17 protein-coding genes and 1 pseudogene are annotated in these 20,244 nt (G+C 35.2%); 16 read left to right on the top strand and 2 right to left on the bottom strand.

Annotated elements, in window-relative coordinates:
- The first annotated feature begins 9 nt into the window (after positions 1–9).
- The 3 genes and pseudogenes from dtd (at position 10) to EGX96_RS03800 (ending at position 4,239) form a co-directional block, all read left to right on the top strand.
- The gene (dtd, locus tag EGX96_RS03810) at positions 10–453 is read left to right on the top strand and encodes a D-aminoacyl-tRNA deacylase (RefSeq protein ID WP_000691430.1); all 444 of its coding nucleotides are present in this window, start codon (positions 10–12) and stop codon (positions 451–453) included.
- Positions 454–707: 254 nt separating this feature from the next.
- Positions 708–1,631 (top strand): metal ABC transporter solute-binding protein, Zn/Mn family, encoded by a 924-nt coding sequence (locus EGX96_RS03805; RefSeq protein ID WP_000822457.1) that lies wholly within the window; start codon positions 708–710, stop codon positions 1,629–1,631.
- A gap of 26 nt (positions 1,632–1,657) precedes the next feature.
- Positions 1,658–4,239, top strand: a pseudogene (locus EGX96_RS03800) (pneumococcal-type histidine triad protein).
- Between the two features lie 281 nt (positions 4,240–4,520).
- On the opposite strand, the gene EGX96_RS03795 reads toward EGX96_RS03800, so the two are convergent.
- Positions 4,521–5,297: a DeoR/GlpR family DNA-binding transcription regulator gene (locus EGX96_RS03795; RefSeq protein WP_000919197.1), complete on the bottom strand. Its 777-nt coding sequence runs from the start codon at positions 5,295–5,297 to the stop codon at positions 4,521–4,523.
- Between the two features lie 209 nt (positions 5,298–5,506).
- On the opposite strand from EGX96_RS03795, the gene EGX96_RS03790 reads away from it, so the two are divergent.
- The 13 genes from EGX96_RS03790 (at position 5,507) to galE (ending at position 19,542) form a co-directional block, all read left to right on the top strand.
- Positions 5,507–5,980 carry a PTS sugar transporter subunit IIA gene (locus EGX96_RS03790; protein ID WP_000458431.1) on the top strand — a complete coding sequence of 158 codons (474 nt, stop codon included), beginning with the start codon at positions 5,507–5,509 and terminating at the stop codon, positions 5,978–5,980.
- A 1-nt stretch (position 5,981) separates the two neighbouring features.
- A complete protein-coding gene (locus tag EGX96_RS03785) occupies positions 5,982–6,287 on the top strand; it encodes a PTS sugar transporter subunit IIB (RefSeq protein ID WP_000590543.1) in 306 nt (101 codons plus the stop codon).
- A 39-nt stretch (positions 6,288–6,326) separates the two neighbouring features.
- A complete protein-coding gene (locus EGX96_RS03780) occupies positions 6,327–7,775 on the top strand; it encodes a PTS transporter subunit IIC (RefSeq protein ID WP_001195834.1) in 1,449 nt (482 codons plus the stop codon).
- 238 nt (positions 7,776–8,013) lie between these two features.
- Positions 8,014–10,464 carry a sialidase family protein gene (locus EGX96_RS03775; protein WP_000176333.1) on the top strand — a complete coding sequence of 817 codons (2,451 nt, stop codon included), beginning with the start codon at positions 8,014–8,016 and terminating at the stop codon, positions 10,462–10,464.
- A 247-nt stretch (positions 10,465–10,711) separates the two neighbouring features.
- Positions 10,712–11,137, top strand: a complete 426-nt coding sequence (lacA, locus tag EGX96_RS03770; RefSeq protein ID WP_000152527.1) for a galactose-6-phosphate isomerase subunit LacA — start codon at positions 10,712–10,714, stop codon at positions 11,135–11,137.
- A 20-nt stretch (positions 11,138–11,157) separates the two neighbouring features.
- On the top strand, positions 11,158–11,673 hold the full coding sequence (gene lacB, locus EGX96_RS03765; RefSeq protein ID WP_000686152.1) for a galactose-6-phosphate isomerase subunit LacB: 516 nt from the start codon (positions 11,158–11,160) through the stop codon (positions 11,671–11,673).
- Positions 11,674–11,683: 10 nt separating this feature from the next.
- On the top strand, positions 11,684–12,616 hold the full coding sequence (locus tag EGX96_RS03760) for a tagatose-6-phosphate kinase (RefSeq protein WP_000604238.1): 933 nt from the start codon (positions 11,684–11,686) through the stop codon (positions 12,614–12,616).
- 1 nt (position 12,617) lies between these two features.
- Entirely contained in the window at positions 12,618–13,595 is a 978-nt protein-coding gene (gene lacD / locus EGX96_RS03755) for a tagatose-bisphosphate aldolase (protein WP_000524689.1), read from the top strand.
- Positions 13,596–13,648: 53 nt separating this feature from the next.
- A complete protein-coding gene (locus EGX96_RS03750; protein ID WP_001018631.1) occupies positions 13,649–14,545 on the top strand; it encodes an aldose 1-epimerase family protein in 897 nt (298 codons plus the stop codon).
- A gap of 94 nt (positions 14,546–14,639) precedes the next feature.
- On the top strand, positions 14,640–15,491 hold the full coding sequence (locus EGX96_RS03745; RefSeq protein WP_000345946.1) for a helix-turn-helix domain-containing protein: 852 nt from the start codon (positions 14,640–14,642) through the stop codon (positions 15,489–15,491).
- Positions 15,492–15,591: 100 nt separating this feature from the next.
- Positions 15,592–16,725, top strand: a complete 1,134-nt coding sequence (locus tag EGX96_RS03740; protein ID WP_000229966.1) for an ABC transporter ATP-binding protein — start codon at positions 15,592–15,594, stop codon at positions 16,723–16,725.
- A gap of 126 nt (positions 16,726–16,851) precedes the next feature.
- Entirely contained in the window at positions 16,852–18,459 is a 1,608-nt protein-coding gene (locus EGX96_RS03735; protein ID WP_000716723.1) for a glycoside hydrolase family 13 protein, read from the top strand.
- 87 nt (positions 18,460–18,546) lie between these two features.
- On the top strand, positions 18,547–19,542 hold the full coding sequence (galE, locus tag EGX96_RS03730) for a UDP-glucose 4-epimerase GalE (protein WP_000279626.1): 996 nt from the start codon (positions 18,547–18,549) through the stop codon (positions 19,540–19,542).
- 12 nt (positions 19,543–19,554) lie between these two features.
- Here galE and EGX96_RS03725 read toward each other — a convergent pair whose 3' ends face one another.
- Positions 19,555–20,244 (bottom strand): response regulator, encoded by a 690-nt coding sequence (locus tag EGX96_RS03725; RefSeq protein WP_000382775.1) that lies wholly within the window; start codon positions 20,242–20,244, stop codon positions 19,555–19,557.

The raw sequence follows: 20,244 nt of genomic DNA, 5'->3' as shown, positions 1-20,244 counted from the left end.
GAGAGCAAAATGAAAATCATTATTCAACGTGTTAATCAAGCAAGTGTTTCTATTGAAGATGATGTAGTCGGATCTATTGAGAAGGGTTTAGTACTTCTAGTTGGGATTGCTCCAGAAGATACAACAGAAGATATTGCTTATGCAGTTCGTAAAATTACTAGCATGCGTATTTTTTCTGATGATGAGGGGAAAATGAACCTTTCAATTCAAGACATTAAAGGAAGCGTCTTATCTATCTCACAATTTACACTCTTTGCAGATACCAAAAAAGGAAATCGTCCAGCTTTTACTGGGGCAGCTGATCCTGTTAAAGCGAATCAGTTTTATGATATCTTTAATCAAGAATTAGCAAATCATGTTTCGGTAGAAACAGGTCAATTTGGAGCTGATATGCAAGTCAGTCTGATTAATGATGGACCAGTAACTATCGTTTTAGATACTAAAAATAAATAAAAAACCAAAGAGTTGGGCAGAATGCTTGGCTCTTTTTATTGTGGTTCTAATTATACTCCTTAACCCATTCATGTTTATGAAAAGATTTACTGTAGCTTGGAAAGGCATGAATAAAGGTTGTTGATATGAAATTAAGTGCACTTAACAATATTAAAAATAGAAAAATATTAGATTTATGGTTTTTCGTTGACACTAAAATAAGAATACTCTAAAATGTTAACTGGTTAAGTATTTTTTATTTTAAAGGAGGTTTAATGAAAAGGATACGGAAAAGCCTTATTTTTGTTCTCGGAGTAGTTACCCTAATTTGCTTATGTGCTTGTACTAAACAAAGCCAGCAAAAAAATGGCTTGTCAGTAGTGACTAGCTTTTATCCAGTATATTCCATTACAAAAGCAGTTTCTGGTGATTTGAATGATATTAAAATGATTCGATCACAGTCAGGTATTCATGGTTTTGAACCCTCATCAAGTGATGTTGCTGCCATTTATGATGCTGATCTATTTCTTTATCATTCGCACACACTAGAAGCTTGGGCGAGACGTTTGGAACCTAGTTTGCATCACTCTAAAGTATCTGTAATTGAAGCTTCAAAAGGTATGACTTTGGATAAAGTTCATGGCTTAGAAGATGTAGAGGCAGAAAAAGGAGTAGATGAGTCAACCTTGTATGACCCTCACACTTGGAATGACCCTGTAAAAGTATCTGAGGAAGCACAACTCATCGCTACACAATTAGCTAAAAAGGATCCTAAAAACGCTAAGGTTTATCAAAAAAATGCTGATCAATTTAGTGACAAGGCAATGGCTATTGCAGAGAAGTATAAGCCAAAATTTAAAGCTGCAAAGTCTAAATACTTTGTGACTTCACATACAGCATTCTCATACTTAGCTAAGCGATACGGATTGACTCAGTTAGGTATTGCAGGTGTCTCAACCGAGCAAGAACCTAGTGCTAAAAAATTAGCCGAAATTCAGGAGTTTGTGAAAACATATAAGGTTAAGACTATTTTTGTTGAAGAAGGAGTCTCACCTAAATTAGCTCAAGCAGTAGCTTCAGCTACTCGAGTTAAAATTGCAAGTTTAAGTCCTTTAGAAGCAGTTCCCAAAAACAATAAAGATTACTTAGAAAATTTGGAAACTAATCTTAAGGTACTTGTCAAATCGTTAAATCAATAGGTAGTTATATAAAGAAAGGACGCAGGATGAATCGTAAAAAAACAGTTATTATTAGTGCTTTATCAGTAGCTCTATTTGGTACTGGTGTAGGTGCTTACCAATTAGGTAGCTATAATGCCCAAAAATCAGACAATAGTGTTTCTTATGTGAAAACAGATAAATCTGATAGCAAAGCACAAGCAACAGCTGTAAATAAAACGCCCGACCAAATCAGTAAAGAAGAAGGCATATCTGCAGAACAAATCGTTGTTAAAATTACTGACGACGGTTATGTGACTTCTCATGGAGACCATTACCATTATTACAATGGGAAAGTGCCATATGATGCCATCATTAGTGAAGAATTGATTATGAAAGACCCTAGCTATGTCTTTAATAAAGCTGATGTCATTAATGAAGTCAAAGATGGTTATATTATCAAAGTTAACGGTAAGTATTACCTCTATCTTAAAGAAGGTAGCAAACGAACAAATGTTCGTACAAAGGAACAAATCCAAAAGCAACGCGAAGAATGGTCTAAGGGTGGTTCTAAGGGAGAATCAGGAAAGCATAGTAGTGCAAAAACTCAAGCTTTATCAGCCAGCGTACGTGAAGCGAAAGCTAGCGGTCGCTATACTACAGATGATGGTTATGTTTTTAGTCCAACAGATGTCATTGATGACATGGGAGATGCCTTTTTAGTACCACATGGCGATCATTTCCATTATATCCCGAAAGCTGATTTATCTCCATCAGAGTTATCAGCCGCACAGGCATATTGGAACCGCAAGACTGGCCGATCAGGTAATAGCTCAAAACCATCAAATTCAAGTTCATACATTCATGCAAGTGCACCAAGCGGTAATGTATCAACAGGAAGACATGCTAATGCCCCTATTTCTATTCCAAGAGTCACTCACGCAAATCACTGGTCAAAACCAGCTGGTAATCATGCTACGGCACCAAAACACCATGCACCTACAACCAAACCAATCAACAAAGATTCTGCTTTAGACAAAATGTTGAAACGTTTATATGCTCAACCGTTATATGCTCGTCACGTAGAAAGTGATGGTTTGGTTTATGACCCAGCACAAGTTAATGCTTTCACAGCAATCGGTGTTTCTATTCCGCACGGTAATCATTTCCACTTTATTCACTATAAGGATATGTCTCCATTAGAGTTAGAAGCAACAAGGATGGTGGCAGAGCATAGAGGACATCATATTGATGCATTAGGGAAAAAAGATTCTACAGAGAAACCAAAGCATATTTCTCATGAACCTAATAAGGAACCTCACACAGAGGAAGAACACCATGCAGTAACACCGAAAGACCAACGTAAAGGCAAACCAAATAGCCAGATTGTCTACAGTGCTCAAGAAATTGAAGAGGCAAAAAAGCTGGTAAATACACAACATCTGATGGTTACATTTTTGATGCCAAAGATATTAAAAAAGATACAGGTACAGGTTATGTCATTCCACATATGACACATGAGCATTGGGTACCAAAGAAAGATTTATCAGAGTCGGAATTAAAAGCAGCTCAAGAATTTCTTTCAGGAAAATCTGAAGCAAATCAAGACAAACCAAAAACAGGTAAAACAGCTCAAGAAATCTATGAGGCAATTGAACCAAAAGCAATTGTTAAACCTGAAGATTTATTATTTGGAATTGCACAAGCGACAGACTATAAGAATGGTACATTTGTAATTCCTCATAAAGATCATTACCATTATGTGGAATTAAAATGGTTTGATGAAGAAAAAGATCTTTTAGCTGATTCAGATAAGACATATTCTTTAGAAGACTATTTAGCTACGGCTAAATATTACATGATGCACCCAGAAAAACGTCCTAAAGTTGAAGGATGGGGTAAAGATGCTGAAATTTATAAGGAAAAGGACTCTAATAAAGCAGATAAACCAAGTCCTGCACCAACTGATAATAAATCAACATCAAATTCTAGTGACAAAAACTTAAGTGCTGCAGAAGTATTCAAACAAGCAAAACCAGAAAAAATTGTACCGCTTGATAAAATTGCTGCTCACATGGCATATGCAGTTGGATTTGAAGATGATCAATTGATTGTTCCTCATCATGATCATTATCATAATGTTCCTATGGCATGGTTTGACAAGGGTGGTTTATGGAAAGCACCAGAAGGCTATACATTACAACAACTCTTCTCAACAATTAAATACTACATGGAACATCCTAATGAATTACCAAAAGAAAAAGGTTGGGGACACGACAGTGATCATAACAAAGGCTCAAATAAAGACAATAAAGCCAAAAATTATGCTCCAGATGAAGAACCTGAAGATTCAGGGAAAGTAACTCACAACTATGGTTTTTATGATGTTAATAAAGGTTCAGACGAAGAAGAACCAGAAAAACAAGAAGATGAATCAGAGCTAGATGAATATGAACTAGGAATGGCACAAAACGCTAAGAAATATGGTATGGATAGACAATCTTTTGAAAAGCAACTCATCCAATTATCAAATAAATATAGTGTAAGTTTTGAAAGCTTTAATTATATTAATGGTAGTCAAGTTCAAGTTACTAAAAAAGATGGCTCTAAAGTGCTTGTTGATATTAAAACACTAACAGAAGTGAAATAATAAAAGAGTTGAGTAAACTTAGCTGACAACTAAAAACAAACAAGTCACCGTACTTGTTTGTTTTTTAGTTATGATTTCTAGCGTGCGAAGCTTTTAATGATATATCTAATTCTTCTTTTGAACAACCATTGTTTTACGCTTAAAAAGAGAGTTAATATATTTTTGTTTGAGGAAGTTTTCTTGTTTTGACTTTTATAAAACGACTAAAGTTATAATCACTAAATAAAGAGCCACTACTAAAAGCTGTATAACAGGTTTCTAGTAGTGGCTCACTTGTTTTATTACATGTAATTGTTATTAGTTAAAATTTTGGTGAAGCTACTGTATTGCTCCTTAACAACATTATCAATATTATGATCTGTTAATACAAAATCAATATCGTCTAATTGATAAAAAGTATAAAAATCATATTTACCAAATTTTTGGCTATCAACTAAAAGGAATTTTTCAAAGGAATTATTAAGAGCAATGCGCTGAATTTCACCTTCTCCCTCGTCGTAAGTAGCGATAGACTTTTCAAAAACACCATTACTACTAACGAAAGCTTTTGAAAAATTAAGTGATTTAATAGAGTTAATAGTAACAGAACCGACAAAAGCACCAGTAATTTCTCTGTACTCTCCCCCTACAAGGATAAGGTCAAGTGTTGAACTTTGATTCAGAATATTGAAAACAGGAAGGCTATTGGTTACTACCCTAATTTTAAAATCAAGTAATTGCGTGGCTAATTTCTCTAAGGTTGTTCCAGGCCCAATAAAGATTGTTTCACCATCATTGATGAATTGTTTTGCAAATTGGGCAATTTCTAATTTTTCATTTGTTTGAATATCGTATTTTTCAGTGTTTGATTTTTCATAATTTTGTGGAGTTGGTGATGCATTTACTTTTTGTGCACCACCATGGATGCGTATTAACAGTCCTGCTTTATCTAATTCATCCAAGTCACGCCTAACAGTCATGTCTGATACATCAAGTTCTTCCATGATTTCATTAACAGTGACAATGCCATTTATATTGACTTTTTCTATTATTTTTTGTAATCTTTCTCGCTTTAACATAATGACCTCTCCTACCTCTTCGTTATATATATCATACCATAAATAGAGCTAAAATAATAATAATTTTGAAAAAATAAACAATAATAAACAAAATAAAATAAAAAATGTCTTGTAATGTTTTATTTTGTTTTGTATAATATTGATGTAGATAAGTTGATAAGGCTTGTTTGCCTTACAACAAAAATGTAACCGCTTAACTAAGAAGAAAGGTGTTTGCTGTGACTCAAGATATTTTATTTATTGATGCCCATTCTCAGGAAGAATTATTTGACTTAGTATCAAAAGCATTGATAAAACAACACTATGTTAGTCCTAACTACCGACAGGCAGTAAAAGAAAGGGAGAGAGAGTTTCCAACGGGGTTAAAAATTGATTTAAAAGATGGGACTCCTATTCAATATGTTGCTATTCCACACACTGAAACGCAGTATTGTCTAGTAGATAGAATCTTTTATGTCAAAAATAGTCAGCCAATTACTTTCAAACATATGATTAATCCAGAAGAGGAGTGTAGGGTTCAGGATTTTTTCTTCATCATTAATAGTAGGAATAGTAACCAAAGTGATATTTTATCTAATTTGATTACCTTCTTTATTACAAAAGGAAACCTAGATCGGCTACATGAGCTTGGCGACAATAAAGAAAAAATTAATCATTATTTAATAGAAAAAGGAGTGTTTTAACATGATCAAAATATTAGCAGCTTGTGGTGCAGGCGTAAACTCAAGTCATCAAATTAAAGATGCTATCGAGACACAATTAGGAGATAGAGGTTACAATGTACATTGTGATGCTGTTATGGTTAAGGATATCACTGAGGAAATGGTCAACAAATATGATATCTTTACTCCTATTGCTAAAACTGATTTAGGTTTTAATGTACCAATTCCAGTTGTAGAAGCAGGACCTATTCTTTATCGCATACCAGTTATGAGCGAACCGGTCTTTACTGCTTTAGAACAAGTTATCAAAGAACACAATCTATCATAACATATTTAAAATTGGAATTAGTCTTAAAGGAGAAGGAACATGCAGGTATTTTTAAATATTGTCAATAAATTCTTTGATCCAATTATCCATATGGGTTCGGGAGTTGTGATGCTAATTGTCATGACAGGTTTAGCCATGATATTTGGAGTGAAGTTTTCTAAAGCACTTGAAGGTGGTATTAAGTTAGCTATTGCTCTTACGGGTATTGGTGCTATTATTGGTATTTTAACTGGTGCTTTTTCTGAATCACTTCAAGCTTTTGTTAAAAATACAGGAATCAATCTAAGCATTATTGACGTTGGTTGGGCTCCATTAGCAACTATTACATGGGGATCACCATATACGCTTTACTTCTTATTAATCATGCTTATTGTCAATATTGTTATGATTGTTATGAAAAAAACGGATACCTTAGATGTTGATATTTTTGATATTTGGCATTTATCTATCACAGGTCTTTTAATTATGTGGTATGCTAAAAAAAATAATCTACCAACACTTTTATCTGTCATTATTGCAACTGTAGCTATTATCTTCGTTGGTGTTCTAAAAATTATCAATTCTGATTTGATGAAACCTACCTTTGATGATTTATTGGGGACAGGTCCAACTTCTCCCATGACTTCAACGCATATGAATTATATGATGAACCCCATTATTATGGTTTTGGATAAGCTTTTTGATAAAGTTTTTCCAGGGCTAGATAAATATGACTTTGACGCGGCTAAATTAAATAAAGCCATTGGATTCTGGGGCTCTAAGTTCTTTATTGGTATGATTTTAGGACTTGTCATAGGGATTATGGGCAACCCCGTGTTCTCATTTGCAGCATTAGGTGGCTGGTTTTCTCTCGGTTTTACAGCAGGTGCTTGTTTAGAGTTGTTCTCTTTGATTGGTTCTTGGTTCATTGCTGCAGTAGAACCACTTTCTCAAGGAATTACTAATTTTGCTAATGGTAAAATGCATGGTCGTCGTTTCAATATTGGTTTGGACTGGCCATTTATTGCCGGACGTGCAGAGATTTGGGCATGTGCTAACATTCTTGCACCGATTATGCTAGTAGAAGCTATTTTACTCTCTAAAGTTGGTAATGGTATTCTACCGCTTGCTGGTATTATCGCAATGGGCGTAACCCCTGCTTTACTGGTTGTTACACGTGGCCGTTTAATTCGTATGATTACCTTTGGAACATTGCTATTACCGCTATTTCTTTTATCAGGAACAATGATTGCCCCATTTGCAACTGAATTAGCTAAAAAGGTAGGCGCATTCCCAGCTGGGGCGCGAGCAGGTTCACTTATCACTCACTCTACACTAGAAGGCCCTATGGAGAAAATCTTTGGTTACGTTATTGGTAAAGCGACAACAGGTCAATTATCAGCGATTATAACATTAATTATTTTTGCGACAGCTTATCTTGGTTTGTTTATGTGGTATGCTAAACAAATGAAACGCCGTAATGCAGAATATGCAGCTAATCAAAAATAAATAGAATAAAAAAACCTAGGAGAATGTTATATTTTCTAGGTTTTTGATATATTAAAGATTTTAAAAATAACATATATAATTAATTTTCGCTCATTTTAATAATAAAAAACTAGTAAAATTATAAAAATATATTGAAAATAGTGATAAGTTGGTATACAATCCTTTTTGGAAACATTACTGAACTCCCATTTTTCTAGAGTTGATGTATGCAACCAATATTTTAAGACTTGGAGTTTCTATGACATTAACCTTTGGGAAACCTTCTATAACGATACGCCGTCTAGGAGTGATAACTAGTACATATATGATGCTAGGTTTTATCTTATTATGTGGATTTTTGCATCCTAGTACAATTTATAGTGAGGAAATAAAATCTGATATAAACTCTTTTATATCAATAGATGATGAAAAAACTACTGTTCCCATATTTGACTCTACTTTAGATAAGCTTACTAATTCAATAGAGGAGAGGCAGTTAGAATTAGATTCTGATACATCGGACAGTTTAATAGTAGATGATCAAAAAGATAAAGATATGGTAATAGTCTTAGGTGATTCTGACAGTCAAGAAAAATTGTCACCTCCTCTAAAATCGGAAATAGCGACAGAAGAAAATCGTAAACAGGCAAATTTAGCAGAACTAAATGCAACTCAACCTAATAATAGAACTACCTATATTATACCCGAAAGCAGTCATTCCATTGCAGAACAACAGAGATTCCTGATAGAATCAAAGGGTTATTCGGTTGCATTACTTAATAGCGATGAATTTAGAAAGACAGCGAGAGAGGATAGAGGTTTTGAAAGGGATAAGTTGAGGTCTTTGGATATCATTCCTAAGGGAGATTTATCGACAAGTAATGTCATAGGTAATACGGACATTGCTAGTCAGATATCGTTGGGCTTTAAAAAGAATGCGATACAGGAACACCATCTTACTAAAACATTCTCTCAAAAGGATGGAAAGTTATCGTCTGTTATAGAGGGGATGCTTGCTATTGGCAAAGAGAAAGTAGAGAAGGAAATAAAATATAGTGGTAATTTATGGCAAAAATTAAAAGCTAAGGCACACTGCCTTGTTTGCTGTGTTGATAATTTGAATTTTGAAGATATAAAATCTTATTTTCAATATTATTGTCATCTAAACCATCAGCTCAAATTACCTAAAGGTGCTATACTTTCTGCTAAAACAGAAGTATATAGGGGAGGAGATTTTGGGAGAAAAAATAAAGATAATGTGTTTGGTTACCGTATCCCCTCATTATTAAAAACGGAAAAAGGAACTTTACTTGTGGGAGCTGATGAAAGAATTGAGCAAGCTTGTGATTGGGGAAACATAGGAATGGTTATTCGCCGTAGTGAGGATGATGGTGTCACTTGGGGAAAAAGAGAAACTATTGTCAATCTCCGTAATAACCCTAGAGTTCCGCTAGTTACTAGTGGTGACTATAGTGGCTCACCTATTAATATGGATATGGCATTAGTTCAAGATACTAGCTCTAAGACGAAACGTATTTTTTCAATATATGATATGTTTCCAGAAGGAAGAGGCGTTATTAGTATTGCTAACACACCTGAAAAAGAATATACCCAAATCGGAGGACAGTCTTATCTTAATTTATATAATAATGGAAAGAAATCGAAGGTTTTTACTATCCGTGACAAAGGTATTGTATATAATTTTAAAGGGAAAAAGACTGATTATCATGTTATAACAGAAACTACTAAAAGTGACCATTCAAATCTAGGGGATATTTATAAGGGAAAACAGCTACTTGGAAATATATATTTTACAAAACATAAAACGTCACCATTTCGTTTAGCAAAATCAAGCTATGTGTGGATGTCATATAGCGATGATGATGGTAGGACATGGTCATCACCTAGAGATATAACAGCAAGTCTTCGTCAGAAAGGCATGAAATTTTTAGGAATAGGACCTGGAAAAGGTATAGTTTTAAAATGGGGGCCACACGCTGGTCGTATTATTATTCCTGCCTATTCTACGAATTGGAAATCTCATCTAAGAGGTTCACAATCTTCACGCCTAATTTATTCAGACGACCATGGAAAAACGTGGCATACTGGAAAAGCAGTCAATGATAACCGTATACTTTCTAATGGTGAAAAAATTCACTCCTTAACAATGGATAATAAAAAAGAACAAAATACAGAATCCGTACCCGTTCAATTGAAAAATGGGGACATTAAGTTATTTATGAGGAATCTAACTGGTAACCTAGAAGTAGCCACAAGTAAAGACGGCGGGGAGACTTGGCAAAACCATGTTAAACGATATAAGGAAGTTCATGATGCTTACGTCCAATTATCAGCTATTCGCTTTGAGCATGACAAAAAAGAGTATATTTTATTAGTGAATGCTAATGGGCCAGGTAAGAAGCGTCAAGATGGATATGCACGTCTAGCGCAAGTTAATCGAAATGGTAGTTTTAAGTGGTTATATCACCATCACATTCAAGATGGTTCGTTTGCTTACAACTCTGTTCAACAACTTAATAATGATAAATTTGGTGTCCTTTATGAACATAGAGAAAAACATCAAAATAGTTTTACTTTAAATTACAAAGTTTTTAATTGGAGTTTTCTTAGTCAAAATACAGAGAAGCAAGGCACTTTATGGGAGAAAATGGCAGCAAATTGGCATGTTTTGTTTAAATTTTATTTATGATTATGGCTTGCGGAATAAGCGTTCCTACAAATAAAAATAATAAGAAGTATCAAACTTCGTGATAGCTAGCTAGTAGTGAATTTTAGTTGACATAGTTATCACGGAGTTTTTTTTGTTCATTTCAAACAAAAACAAAACAAAACATTGACAAAAACAAAAATAAGATATATGATGATATTACAAACAAAAACAAACAATATCTTCCAACTACATACAATTGTATTAAAAGTGAAATAAGGAGAAAGAAATGACAATTATTATTGGGGCGGATGCGCATGGTGTTGAACTTAAGGAAGTGATTAGACAACACCTTACAAGTTTAGGTAAGGAAATTATTGATTTAACGGATACTAGCAAAGATTTCGTTGATAATACCTTAGCAATCGTTGCTAAAGTGAATCAAAAAGAAGATAACTTAGGAATAATGGTTGATGCTTACGGTGTTGGTCCTTTTATGGTAGCCACTAAGGTTAAGGGGATGATTGCAGCAGAAGTTTCAGATGAACGCTCAGCTTATATGACTAGAGCTCATAATAACGCTAGGATGATTACTTTAGGTTCAGAGATTGTTGGTCCAGGAGTTGCTAAACATATAGTAGAGGGTTTTGTTGATGGGACTTACGATGCAGGTCGTCATCAAATTCGGGTCGATATGTTGAATAAAATGTGCTAAGCGTAAGAGAGGTAAAGCAGATGAAAATTGCGGTCGGTTGTGATCATATTGTAACTTATGACAAAATTGCAGTTGTGGATTATTTAAAAACAAAAGGGTATGAGGTTATTGATTGTGGAACTTATGATAATATCCGTACTCACTATCCTATTTATGGTAAGAAAGTAGGAGAAGCTGTCGCTAGTGGAAAAGCCGACTTAGGTGTATGTATTTGTGGAACTGGAGTTGGTATTAATAATGCTGTTAATAAAGTTCCAGGAATTCGCTCAGCTCTGGTACGTGATTTGACATCAGCTATCTATGCCAAAGAAGAATTAAATGCTAACGTTATCGGATTTGGTGGGAAAATTACTGGTGGGCTGTTAATGACAGATATCATCGAGGCGTTTATAAGAGCTAAATATAAACCAACAAAAGAAAACAAAGTATTAATTGAAAAGATAGCCGAGGTTGAGACTCATAATGCCCATCAAGAAGAGAATGACTTTTTCACAGAGTTCTTAGATAAATGGAATCGTGGTGAATATCACGACTAAGGAGATATCTATGATTTTAACAGTAACTTTGAACCCTTCTATTGATATTTCGTACTGCTTAGAAAACTTTAACATGGATACTGTAAATCGAGTTACCGACGTCTCCAAAACACCTGGGGGTAAGGGGTTAAATGTGACTCGTGTTCTTTCTCAACTTGGCGATAATGTAGTGGCAACTGGTCTATTAGGGGGGGATTTTGGAGATTTCATCCGAAGTGGCTTAGATGCATTGGAAATCAGACACCAATTTTTAAGTATTGGTGGAGAAACACGTCATTGTATTGCAGTTTTACATGAGGGTCAGCAGACTGAAATTCTAGAAAAAGGTCCACATATTACTAAAGATGAAGCAGACGCCTTTTTGAATCATCTAAAACTTATCTTTGATGCTGCAACTATCATAACAGTATCAGGAAGTTTACCAAAGGGACTCCCCTCAGATTATTATGCTAGGTTAATCTCCCTAGCGAATCACTTTAATAAGAAAGTTGTTTTAGACTGTTCAGGAGAAGCATTACGTTCGGTTTTAAAATCTAGTGCTAAGCCGACCGTCATTAAACCTAACCTTGAAGAATTAACACAATTAATTGGAAAACCAATTAGCTATAGTTTAGACGAATTAAAATCTACCTTACAGCAAGATCTTTTTAGAGGAATTGATTGGGTTATTGTTTCTTTAGGTGCTAGGGGAGCTTTTGCTAAACATGGGAATCACTACTATCAAGTGACGATTCCAAAAATAGAAGTTATTAATCCAGTTGGTTCAGGGGATGCAACGGTTGCAGGAATCGCGTCTGCTTTGGAACATCAACTAGATGATACAAATTTGCTTAAGAGAGCTAATGTCTTGGGTATGCTTAATGCACAAGAAACATTAACAGGGCATATCAATCTGACCTACTATCAAGAATTAATCAGTCAAATCCAAGTGAAAGAGGTATAGGATGGGATTAACAGAACAAAAACAAAAACATATGGAACAATTGAGTGATAAAAATGGTATTATTTCGGCCTTGGCTTTTGACCAACGTGGAGCATTGAAGCGATTAATGGCAAAATATCAATCTGAGGAGCCCACTGTTTCTCAAATAGAAGCACTTAAAGTTTTGGTAGCTGAAGAATTAACCCCTTACGCTTCATCAATGTTGTTAGATCCAGAATATGGGTTGCCAGCTACGAAAGTTTTAGATGACAATGCCGGTCTTTTACTTGCGTACGAAAAAACGGGTTATGATACCAGTAGTACCAAGCGACTCCCAGACTGTTTAGACATTTGGTCTGCGAAACGCATTAAAGAAGAGGGAGCAGACGCAGTTAAGTTCTTACTTTATTATGATGTTGATAGTTCGGATGAAGTAAACGAAGAAAAAGAAGCTTATATTGAACGGATTGGTTCTGAATGTGTTGCAGAAGACATTCCTTTTTTCCTTGAAATTTTGTCATATGATGAAAAGATTACGGATAGCTCAGGTATTGAGTATGCCAAAATTAAGCCACGTAAGGTTATTGAAGCTATGAAAGTTTTTTCAAATCCTCGATTTAATATTGATGTCTTGAAGGTGGAAGTGCCTGTCAATATGGACTATGTAGAAGGTTTTGCGCAAGGAGAGACTGCTTATAATAAAGCGACAGCTGCGGCATATTTTAGAGAACAAGATCAGGCGACACTACTCCCCTACATTTTTTTGAGTGCAGGAGTTCCTGCTCAGCTTTTTCAAGAGACTCTTGTGTTTGCTAAAGAAGCTGGTGCTAAATTTAACGGTGTCCTTTGTGGTAGAGCAACTTGGGCTGGAAGTGTTAAAGAGTATGTTGAAAAAGGAGAAGCTGGTGCACGTCAATGGTTACGTACAATAGGTTTCCAAAATATTGATGAACTAAATAAAATTTTGCAAAAAACAGCAACTTCTTGGAAGGAAAGATAATTGCTAGAGAAAAGCTGGTAAAGCAATTATTGTTCTTTATGAAAGGAAAAATAATGGCTATTACGATACAAAATCATGAGTTGCAAGTGACATTAAAAGCGTTAGGTGCAACAATGACTTCTATTACAGATAGTCAAGGCGTTGAGTACCTTTGGCAAGGGGACGCCACTTATTGGGGTGGGCAAGCTCCTATTTTATTTCCTATATGCGGAAGTGTTCGAAATGATTGCGTCATTTACAGACCAGCTCAAGCTCCACATTTTACGGGTATCATACCAAGGCATGGCTTTGTACGTCACAAAACATTCGACTATGATTACATATCGGATTCTTCTGTTCGTTTTACAATTAAAAGTAGTAAAGAAATGTTGATAAATTATCCTTATCGTTTTAGTTTAGAAATAACTTACACCTTAAGAAATAAAAGCATTGCCATTACATATATTGTCAAAAACTTAGAATCAGAAAAAAATATGCCATATGCTATCGGAGCTCACCCAGGCTTTAATTGCCCTTTGTTTGAAAAGGAAGTATTTAGTGATTACTATCTAGAGTTTGAACAGTTTGAAACTTGCACAATTCCTGAGTCGTTTCCGGATACAGGCTTGTTAGATTTACAAGCTAGACATCCTTTTTTAGAAAATCAAAAACAATTATCTCTTAATCATGCTTTATTTGAAAAAGATGCTATTACTTTAGACCAACTACGATCTAAGACGGTTTACTTAAAATCTAGAAATCATGCAAAAGGAATCCAACTTGACTTTGATGATTTTGAGAATCTTATTCTTTGGACAAGTAACAATGGTGGTCCTTTTTTGGCTTTGGAACCCTGGAGTTCTTTGTCAACTTCTATTGAAGAGTCTGATATTTTAGAAGATAAACAAAATATCGTACGGCTTAATCCAAAGCAGTCGAAACAGCATTCTATTCGGATCACTATTTTATAACAGAAATTTTCTGAGGAGACATTCTCCTCTTTTTCTGTGCTCAAAAAGAGGTTATAAATATGATATAATGAACAAAACTGTAGTGGAGGATGCCATGGATTTTAAGGAACTGTTTCCAGAAGTTATTACTAAACAGGAAGTTAAACAGAGTGAGGATTATATCATCGTTGAGCAAGATGGTCATGTCCTCCACTTTCCAAAATCTTCGCTAACTAAGCGTGAACTATACTTATTACAAATGACACCAAGCCTGGAAGATGCGAGTTCAGTGGATTCTCAGAATCCTTGGTACCGCTATCTAGTTGAAGGTCGTGGAAGGTTGCCCCAATCTCATTCGGCAGTCCAATTTATTTTTATTGAGCATCAATTTACCTTATCAGAAGAACTTAAGGATTTCTTGTCGCCTTTAGTAATAAACGTAGAAACAATTATGACAATTAATCAAACCCAAAGTGTCATGATTTTAAATCAGGATAATTTCTTTAATGCTACGGAATTACTAACAGATATTTTACCAACGATTGAAAATGACTTTAACACGCGTTTAAGGTGCTATTTTGGAAATAGTTGGACGCATCTACAAGCAGTGGACTGGAAAGAATTATATGAAGAAGAATATAAACTTTTTACGCTTTTTCTTAGTCACAAGGCCGAACAACATTACTGTCGATTTCCAAAGATGGCTTTATGGGCTTTGGCAAATCAATCGCCCATGCCTTCTATTAAAGCAAAATGTTTACAACATATCCTTGATACGAGTGATACTTCGGCTATAATAAAAGCCCTGTGGCAAGAGCAAGGAAATCTTGCTAAAACGGCTAAGGCACTTTTCATTCATCGGAATTCATTGCAATATAAATTAGATAAATTTACCCAATCTTCGGGACTTAATTTAAAAATATTAGATGATTTAGCCTATGCCTATTTGATTTCGATGGATACCTAAAATTTAGTTAGTTTGCACAAGAAATTTAGGCAAGGTTACCATTATATGAAAACCCTTTCTTTGCTATAATAAAATCACAATAATAAAAGAGGTCAATCTAATGGTAGAATTAAATTTAAATCATATTTACAAAAAATATCCAAGTGCATCGCATTATTCTGTTGAAGACTTTGACTTGGATATTAAAGACAAAGAATTTATTGTTTTTGTTGGACCATCAGGTTGTGGGAAATCAACAACACTTCGTATGATCGCAGGTCTTGAAGATATTAGTGAAGGTGAGCTCAAGATTGATGGCGAAGTTGTCAATGACAAATCACCTAAAGATCGTGATATTGCTATGGTTTTCCAAAACTATGCTCTTTATCCACATATGACTGTTTACGATAATATGGCTTTTGGGCTCAAATTGCGTAAATTCTCAAAACAAGAAATTGATAAGCGCGTTCGTGAAGCAGCAGCTAATATTGGCCTTACTGAATTCTTAGAGCGCAAACCTGCGGATTTGTCAGGTGGACAACGCCAACGTGTTGCTATGGGACGTGCTATTGTGCGTGATGCCAAAGTGTTCTTAATGGATGAGCCTTTATCTAACTTAGATGCTAAATTACGTGTTTCAATGCGTGCTGAAATTGCAAAAATTCATCAACGTATTGGTTCAACAACTATTTATGTTACCCACGACCAAACAGAAGCGATGACTTTGGCAGACCGTATTGTCATTATGTCAGCTACTAAGAACCCTGATGGTGATGGTACAATTGGTAAAATTGAGCAAGTTGGTTCACCACAAGAACTCTATAATCTTCCTGCCAATAAATTTGTTGCGGGATTCATTGGTAGCCCATCTATGAACTTCTTCAAAGTTAAAGTTGAAAATGGTATGATTATTAGTGAAGATGGTCTTCGAATCGCTATCCCTGAAGGTCAAGAAAAACTTTTAGAATCACGAGGCTATAAAGGAAAAGAATTGATTTTTGGTATTCGTCCAGAAGACATTTCAAGCAATCTTCTTGTCCAAGATACTTATCCAAATGCCAATGTTGAAGCAGAAGTTTTAGTTTCTGAATTACTCGGTAGCGAAACTATGCTTTATGTTAAGTTAGGTCAAACAGAATTTGCTTCTCGTGTTGAAGCGCGTGACTTCCATAATCCAGGAGAAAAAGTTAACCTAACGTTTAATGTTGCTAAGGGGCATTTCTTTGATGCAGATACTGAACAAGCTATTCGTTAAGGTATAAGCGATATTCATAAAAAGGTTGGGTTCCAGCCTTTTTATAATGTTTTACGCAAACGCTTGCACTAAAAGAGGAAAAACGTTAAAATAAAAGATGAATGAATTATTGATAGGAGAAGAATAATGAAGAAACACTGGTGGCATAAAGCTACGATTTATCAAATTTACCCACGTTCATTTATGGATTCAGATGGTGATGGTGTGGGGGACATTAAAGGGATTACTAGCAAACTAGACTACCTTGAAAAATTAGGGATTACTGCTATCTGGTTATCACCTGTTTATCAAAGTCCAATGGATGACAATGGTTATGATATTTCAGATTATCAAGCCATTGCAGATATTTTTGGTGATATGAATGATATGGACCAACTGTTACAAGAGGCAAATCAACGCGGGATTAAAATCATCATGGATTTGGTAGTGAATCATACCTCTGATGAACATGCTTGGTTCGTAGAAGCGCGAGAAAACCCTAATAGTCCTGAACGTGATTTTTATATTTGGCGAGATGAACCTAACGATTTGACTTCTATTTTTAGTGGCTCAGCTTGGGAATATGATAAAGTATCAGGTCAATATTATTTGCACCTTTTTAGCAAACGTCAGCCAGATCTCAACTGGGAGAATGAAGCTTTACGTCATAAAATTTATGATATGATGAATTTCTGGATTGATAAGGGTATTGGTGGTTTCCGTATGGATGTCATTGATTTAATTGGGAAAATTCCAGATAAGGGCATTACTGGTAATGGACCAAAACTTCATGATTATCTTAAAGAAATGAACAGAGCTAGTTTTGGAAAGCATGACTTATTGACGGTGGGTGAAACTTGGGGAGCAACGCCAGACATTGCAAAACAATACTCAAATCCCGATAATGAAGAATTATCTATGGTCTTTCAATTTGAACATGTAGGTCTTCAACATAAACCTGACGCTCCTAAGTGGGATTACAGTGACGGATTAGATGTTCCAGCATTGAAAGATATTTTTACAAAATGGCAAACACAATTGGAGCTTGGCCAAGGTTGGAATTCTTTATTCTGGAATAATCATGACCTTCCTCGAGTGCTCTCGATCTGGGGAAATGATAGTGATAACAGAAAACAATCTGCCAAGGCTCTAGCAATCCTACTACATTTGATGCGTGGAACGCCTTATATCTATCAAGGTGAAGAAATTGGTATGACTAATTATCCATTTGAGTGTTTAGCAGATGTAGATGATATTGAATCCCTTAACTATGCTAAAGAAGCCATGGATAATGGGGTATCTGAAGCAACAATTTTAGATAGTATTCGTAAAGTCGGTCGTGATAATGCTCGTACTCCAATGCAGTGGAGTCAAGAACATCAAGCTGGTTTTACTAAAGGTACCCCATGGCTAGCAGTCAATCCCAATTATCAGGAAATTAATGTGGAGGCAGCGTTAAATGATACGGAAAGTATTTTTTATACTTATCAAAAATTAGTTGCTTTACGTAAAGAACACGACTGGTTAGTTGATGCTGATTTTAAACTTTTGGAAACAGCAGATAAGGTATTTGCTTATGTTCGTCAAACAGATAAAGAACGTTATTTAATAGTTGCGAACTTATCCGATCAAAACCAATCTTTTGAATTTCCAGAAGCTGTTAAAGAAACTATTATTTCAAATACAGAGGTTCAAGAAGTACTATCAAGTAACACTCTCAAGCCGTGGGATGCCTTCTGCATAGAGCTATTCTAATTTCGGTAGATATTTGCAAAAAAAGCTTATTCTCAGTATAATGAGGTAACAAATGATGTTAAAAGAGTATTGAAATAGGAGAAAAATATGGCAGTTCTGATTTTAGGTGGCGCCGGCTACATTGGCTCGCATATGGTTGATCAGTTAATCACACAAGGAAAAGAGAAAGTTATTGTTGTTGATAACTTGGTAACAGGTCATCGTCAAGCGGTGCATTCAGATGCGATTTTTTATGAAGGAGATTTATCCGATAAAACGTTTATGCGTCAAGTTTTTAGGGAAAATCCTGATGTAGATGCTGTTATCCATTTTGCGGCATTTTCACTAGTTGCTGAGTCAATGGAAAATCCTTTAAAATATTTTGATAATAACACTGCTGGAATGATAAAACTTTTAGAAGTAATGAATGAATGTGATATCAAAAATATTGTCTTTTCATCAACAGCTGCAACATATGGTATTCCAGAACAAGTTCCTATTTTAGAAACAGCTCCTCAAAATCCTATTAATCCTTATGGCGAAAGTAAGCTTATGATGGAAACAATTATGAAATGGGCTGATCAAGCCTACGGTATTAAGTTTGTCGCTCTACGTTACTTCAACGTTGCTGGAGATAAACCGGATGGCTCAATTGGGGAAGATCATAAACCAGAAACACATTTGTTACCAATCATTCTTCAAGTTGCTCAAGGAGTACGTGACAAAATAATGATTTTTGGAGATGATTACAATACTCCAGATGGAACTAATGTTCGAGATTATGTGCATCCATTTGATTTGGCAGATGCTCATATATTAGCAGTTGATTACCTTCGCCAAGGGAATGAATCAAACGTGTTTAATCTCGGATCTTCGACAGGTTTTTCTAACCTTCAGATGTTAGAGGCAGCTCGTCGTATTACTGGGAAAGAAATTCCTGCTCAAAAGGCAGCTCGTCGTCCAGGAGATCCAGATACGCTTATTGCTTCCTCAGAGAAAGCTCGTCAAATCCTTGGGTGGGAGCCTAAATTTGATAATATTGATAAAATTATTTCATCGGCATGGGCATGGCATTCTAGTCATCCAAATGGCTACGAAGATTAAAAAAACTTAGGTCTACAGGCCTAAGTTTTTTTTTATAAGCTTATAAACTTTGTAAGGACGACCGACCTTAGTATAAATTTGCTGACTTGTCAGAAGGCCTTTTTCTTCCATATAGGCAATATATTTCCTAACAGAGACATGAGAAAATTGACTGCATTTTGCTAACTCTTGGATAGTGAAAGGCTGCTCTAACTCTTGAATGGCATCAAGAATATGCTGATAGGTAATTTCAGAGAGCCCTTTCTCATCAAGTTTAACCTCTCCCTCTAGCCATCCAGAATCTATTTTTTGAAAGTGATCGATGTTGTCTTGATAGATTTTATCAGCTTCAAATGTATGATAATGATTTAGGAATTTTTCAATACTAGACTCAAAGCGTTCAAATGTAAATGGTTTTATCAGGTAATCTACAATACCTAAATGAAATGCTTCTTTGACAGTGTGCGCCTCGTTGGCTGCTGAAATAACAATGACTTCGGTATTTTGGTGTTGATTGCGTAATAACTTTAATAATTCTAGACCATTGCCTTCTTTAATATGAATATCTAAAAGAACAAGTTGGATTTTAATGTCATTAAGATAAGCAATAGCTTGTGTTTGACTAGCAGTTGAATAGATGTTTTGAAAATAATTGAGTTTTTCAAGGTAATTGCGGTGGATAAATTCCACCATAGGATCATCTTCGATAATTAATACGTCCAT

The sequence above is a fragment of the Streptococcus sp. FDAARGOS_520 genome (assembly GCF_003812685.1).
Classification (GTDB): Bacteria; Bacillota; Bacilli; order Lactobacillales; family Streptococcaceae; genus Streptococcus; species Streptococcus agalactiae.
This window is presented reverse-complemented; position numbering and strand designations above follow the sequence as displayed.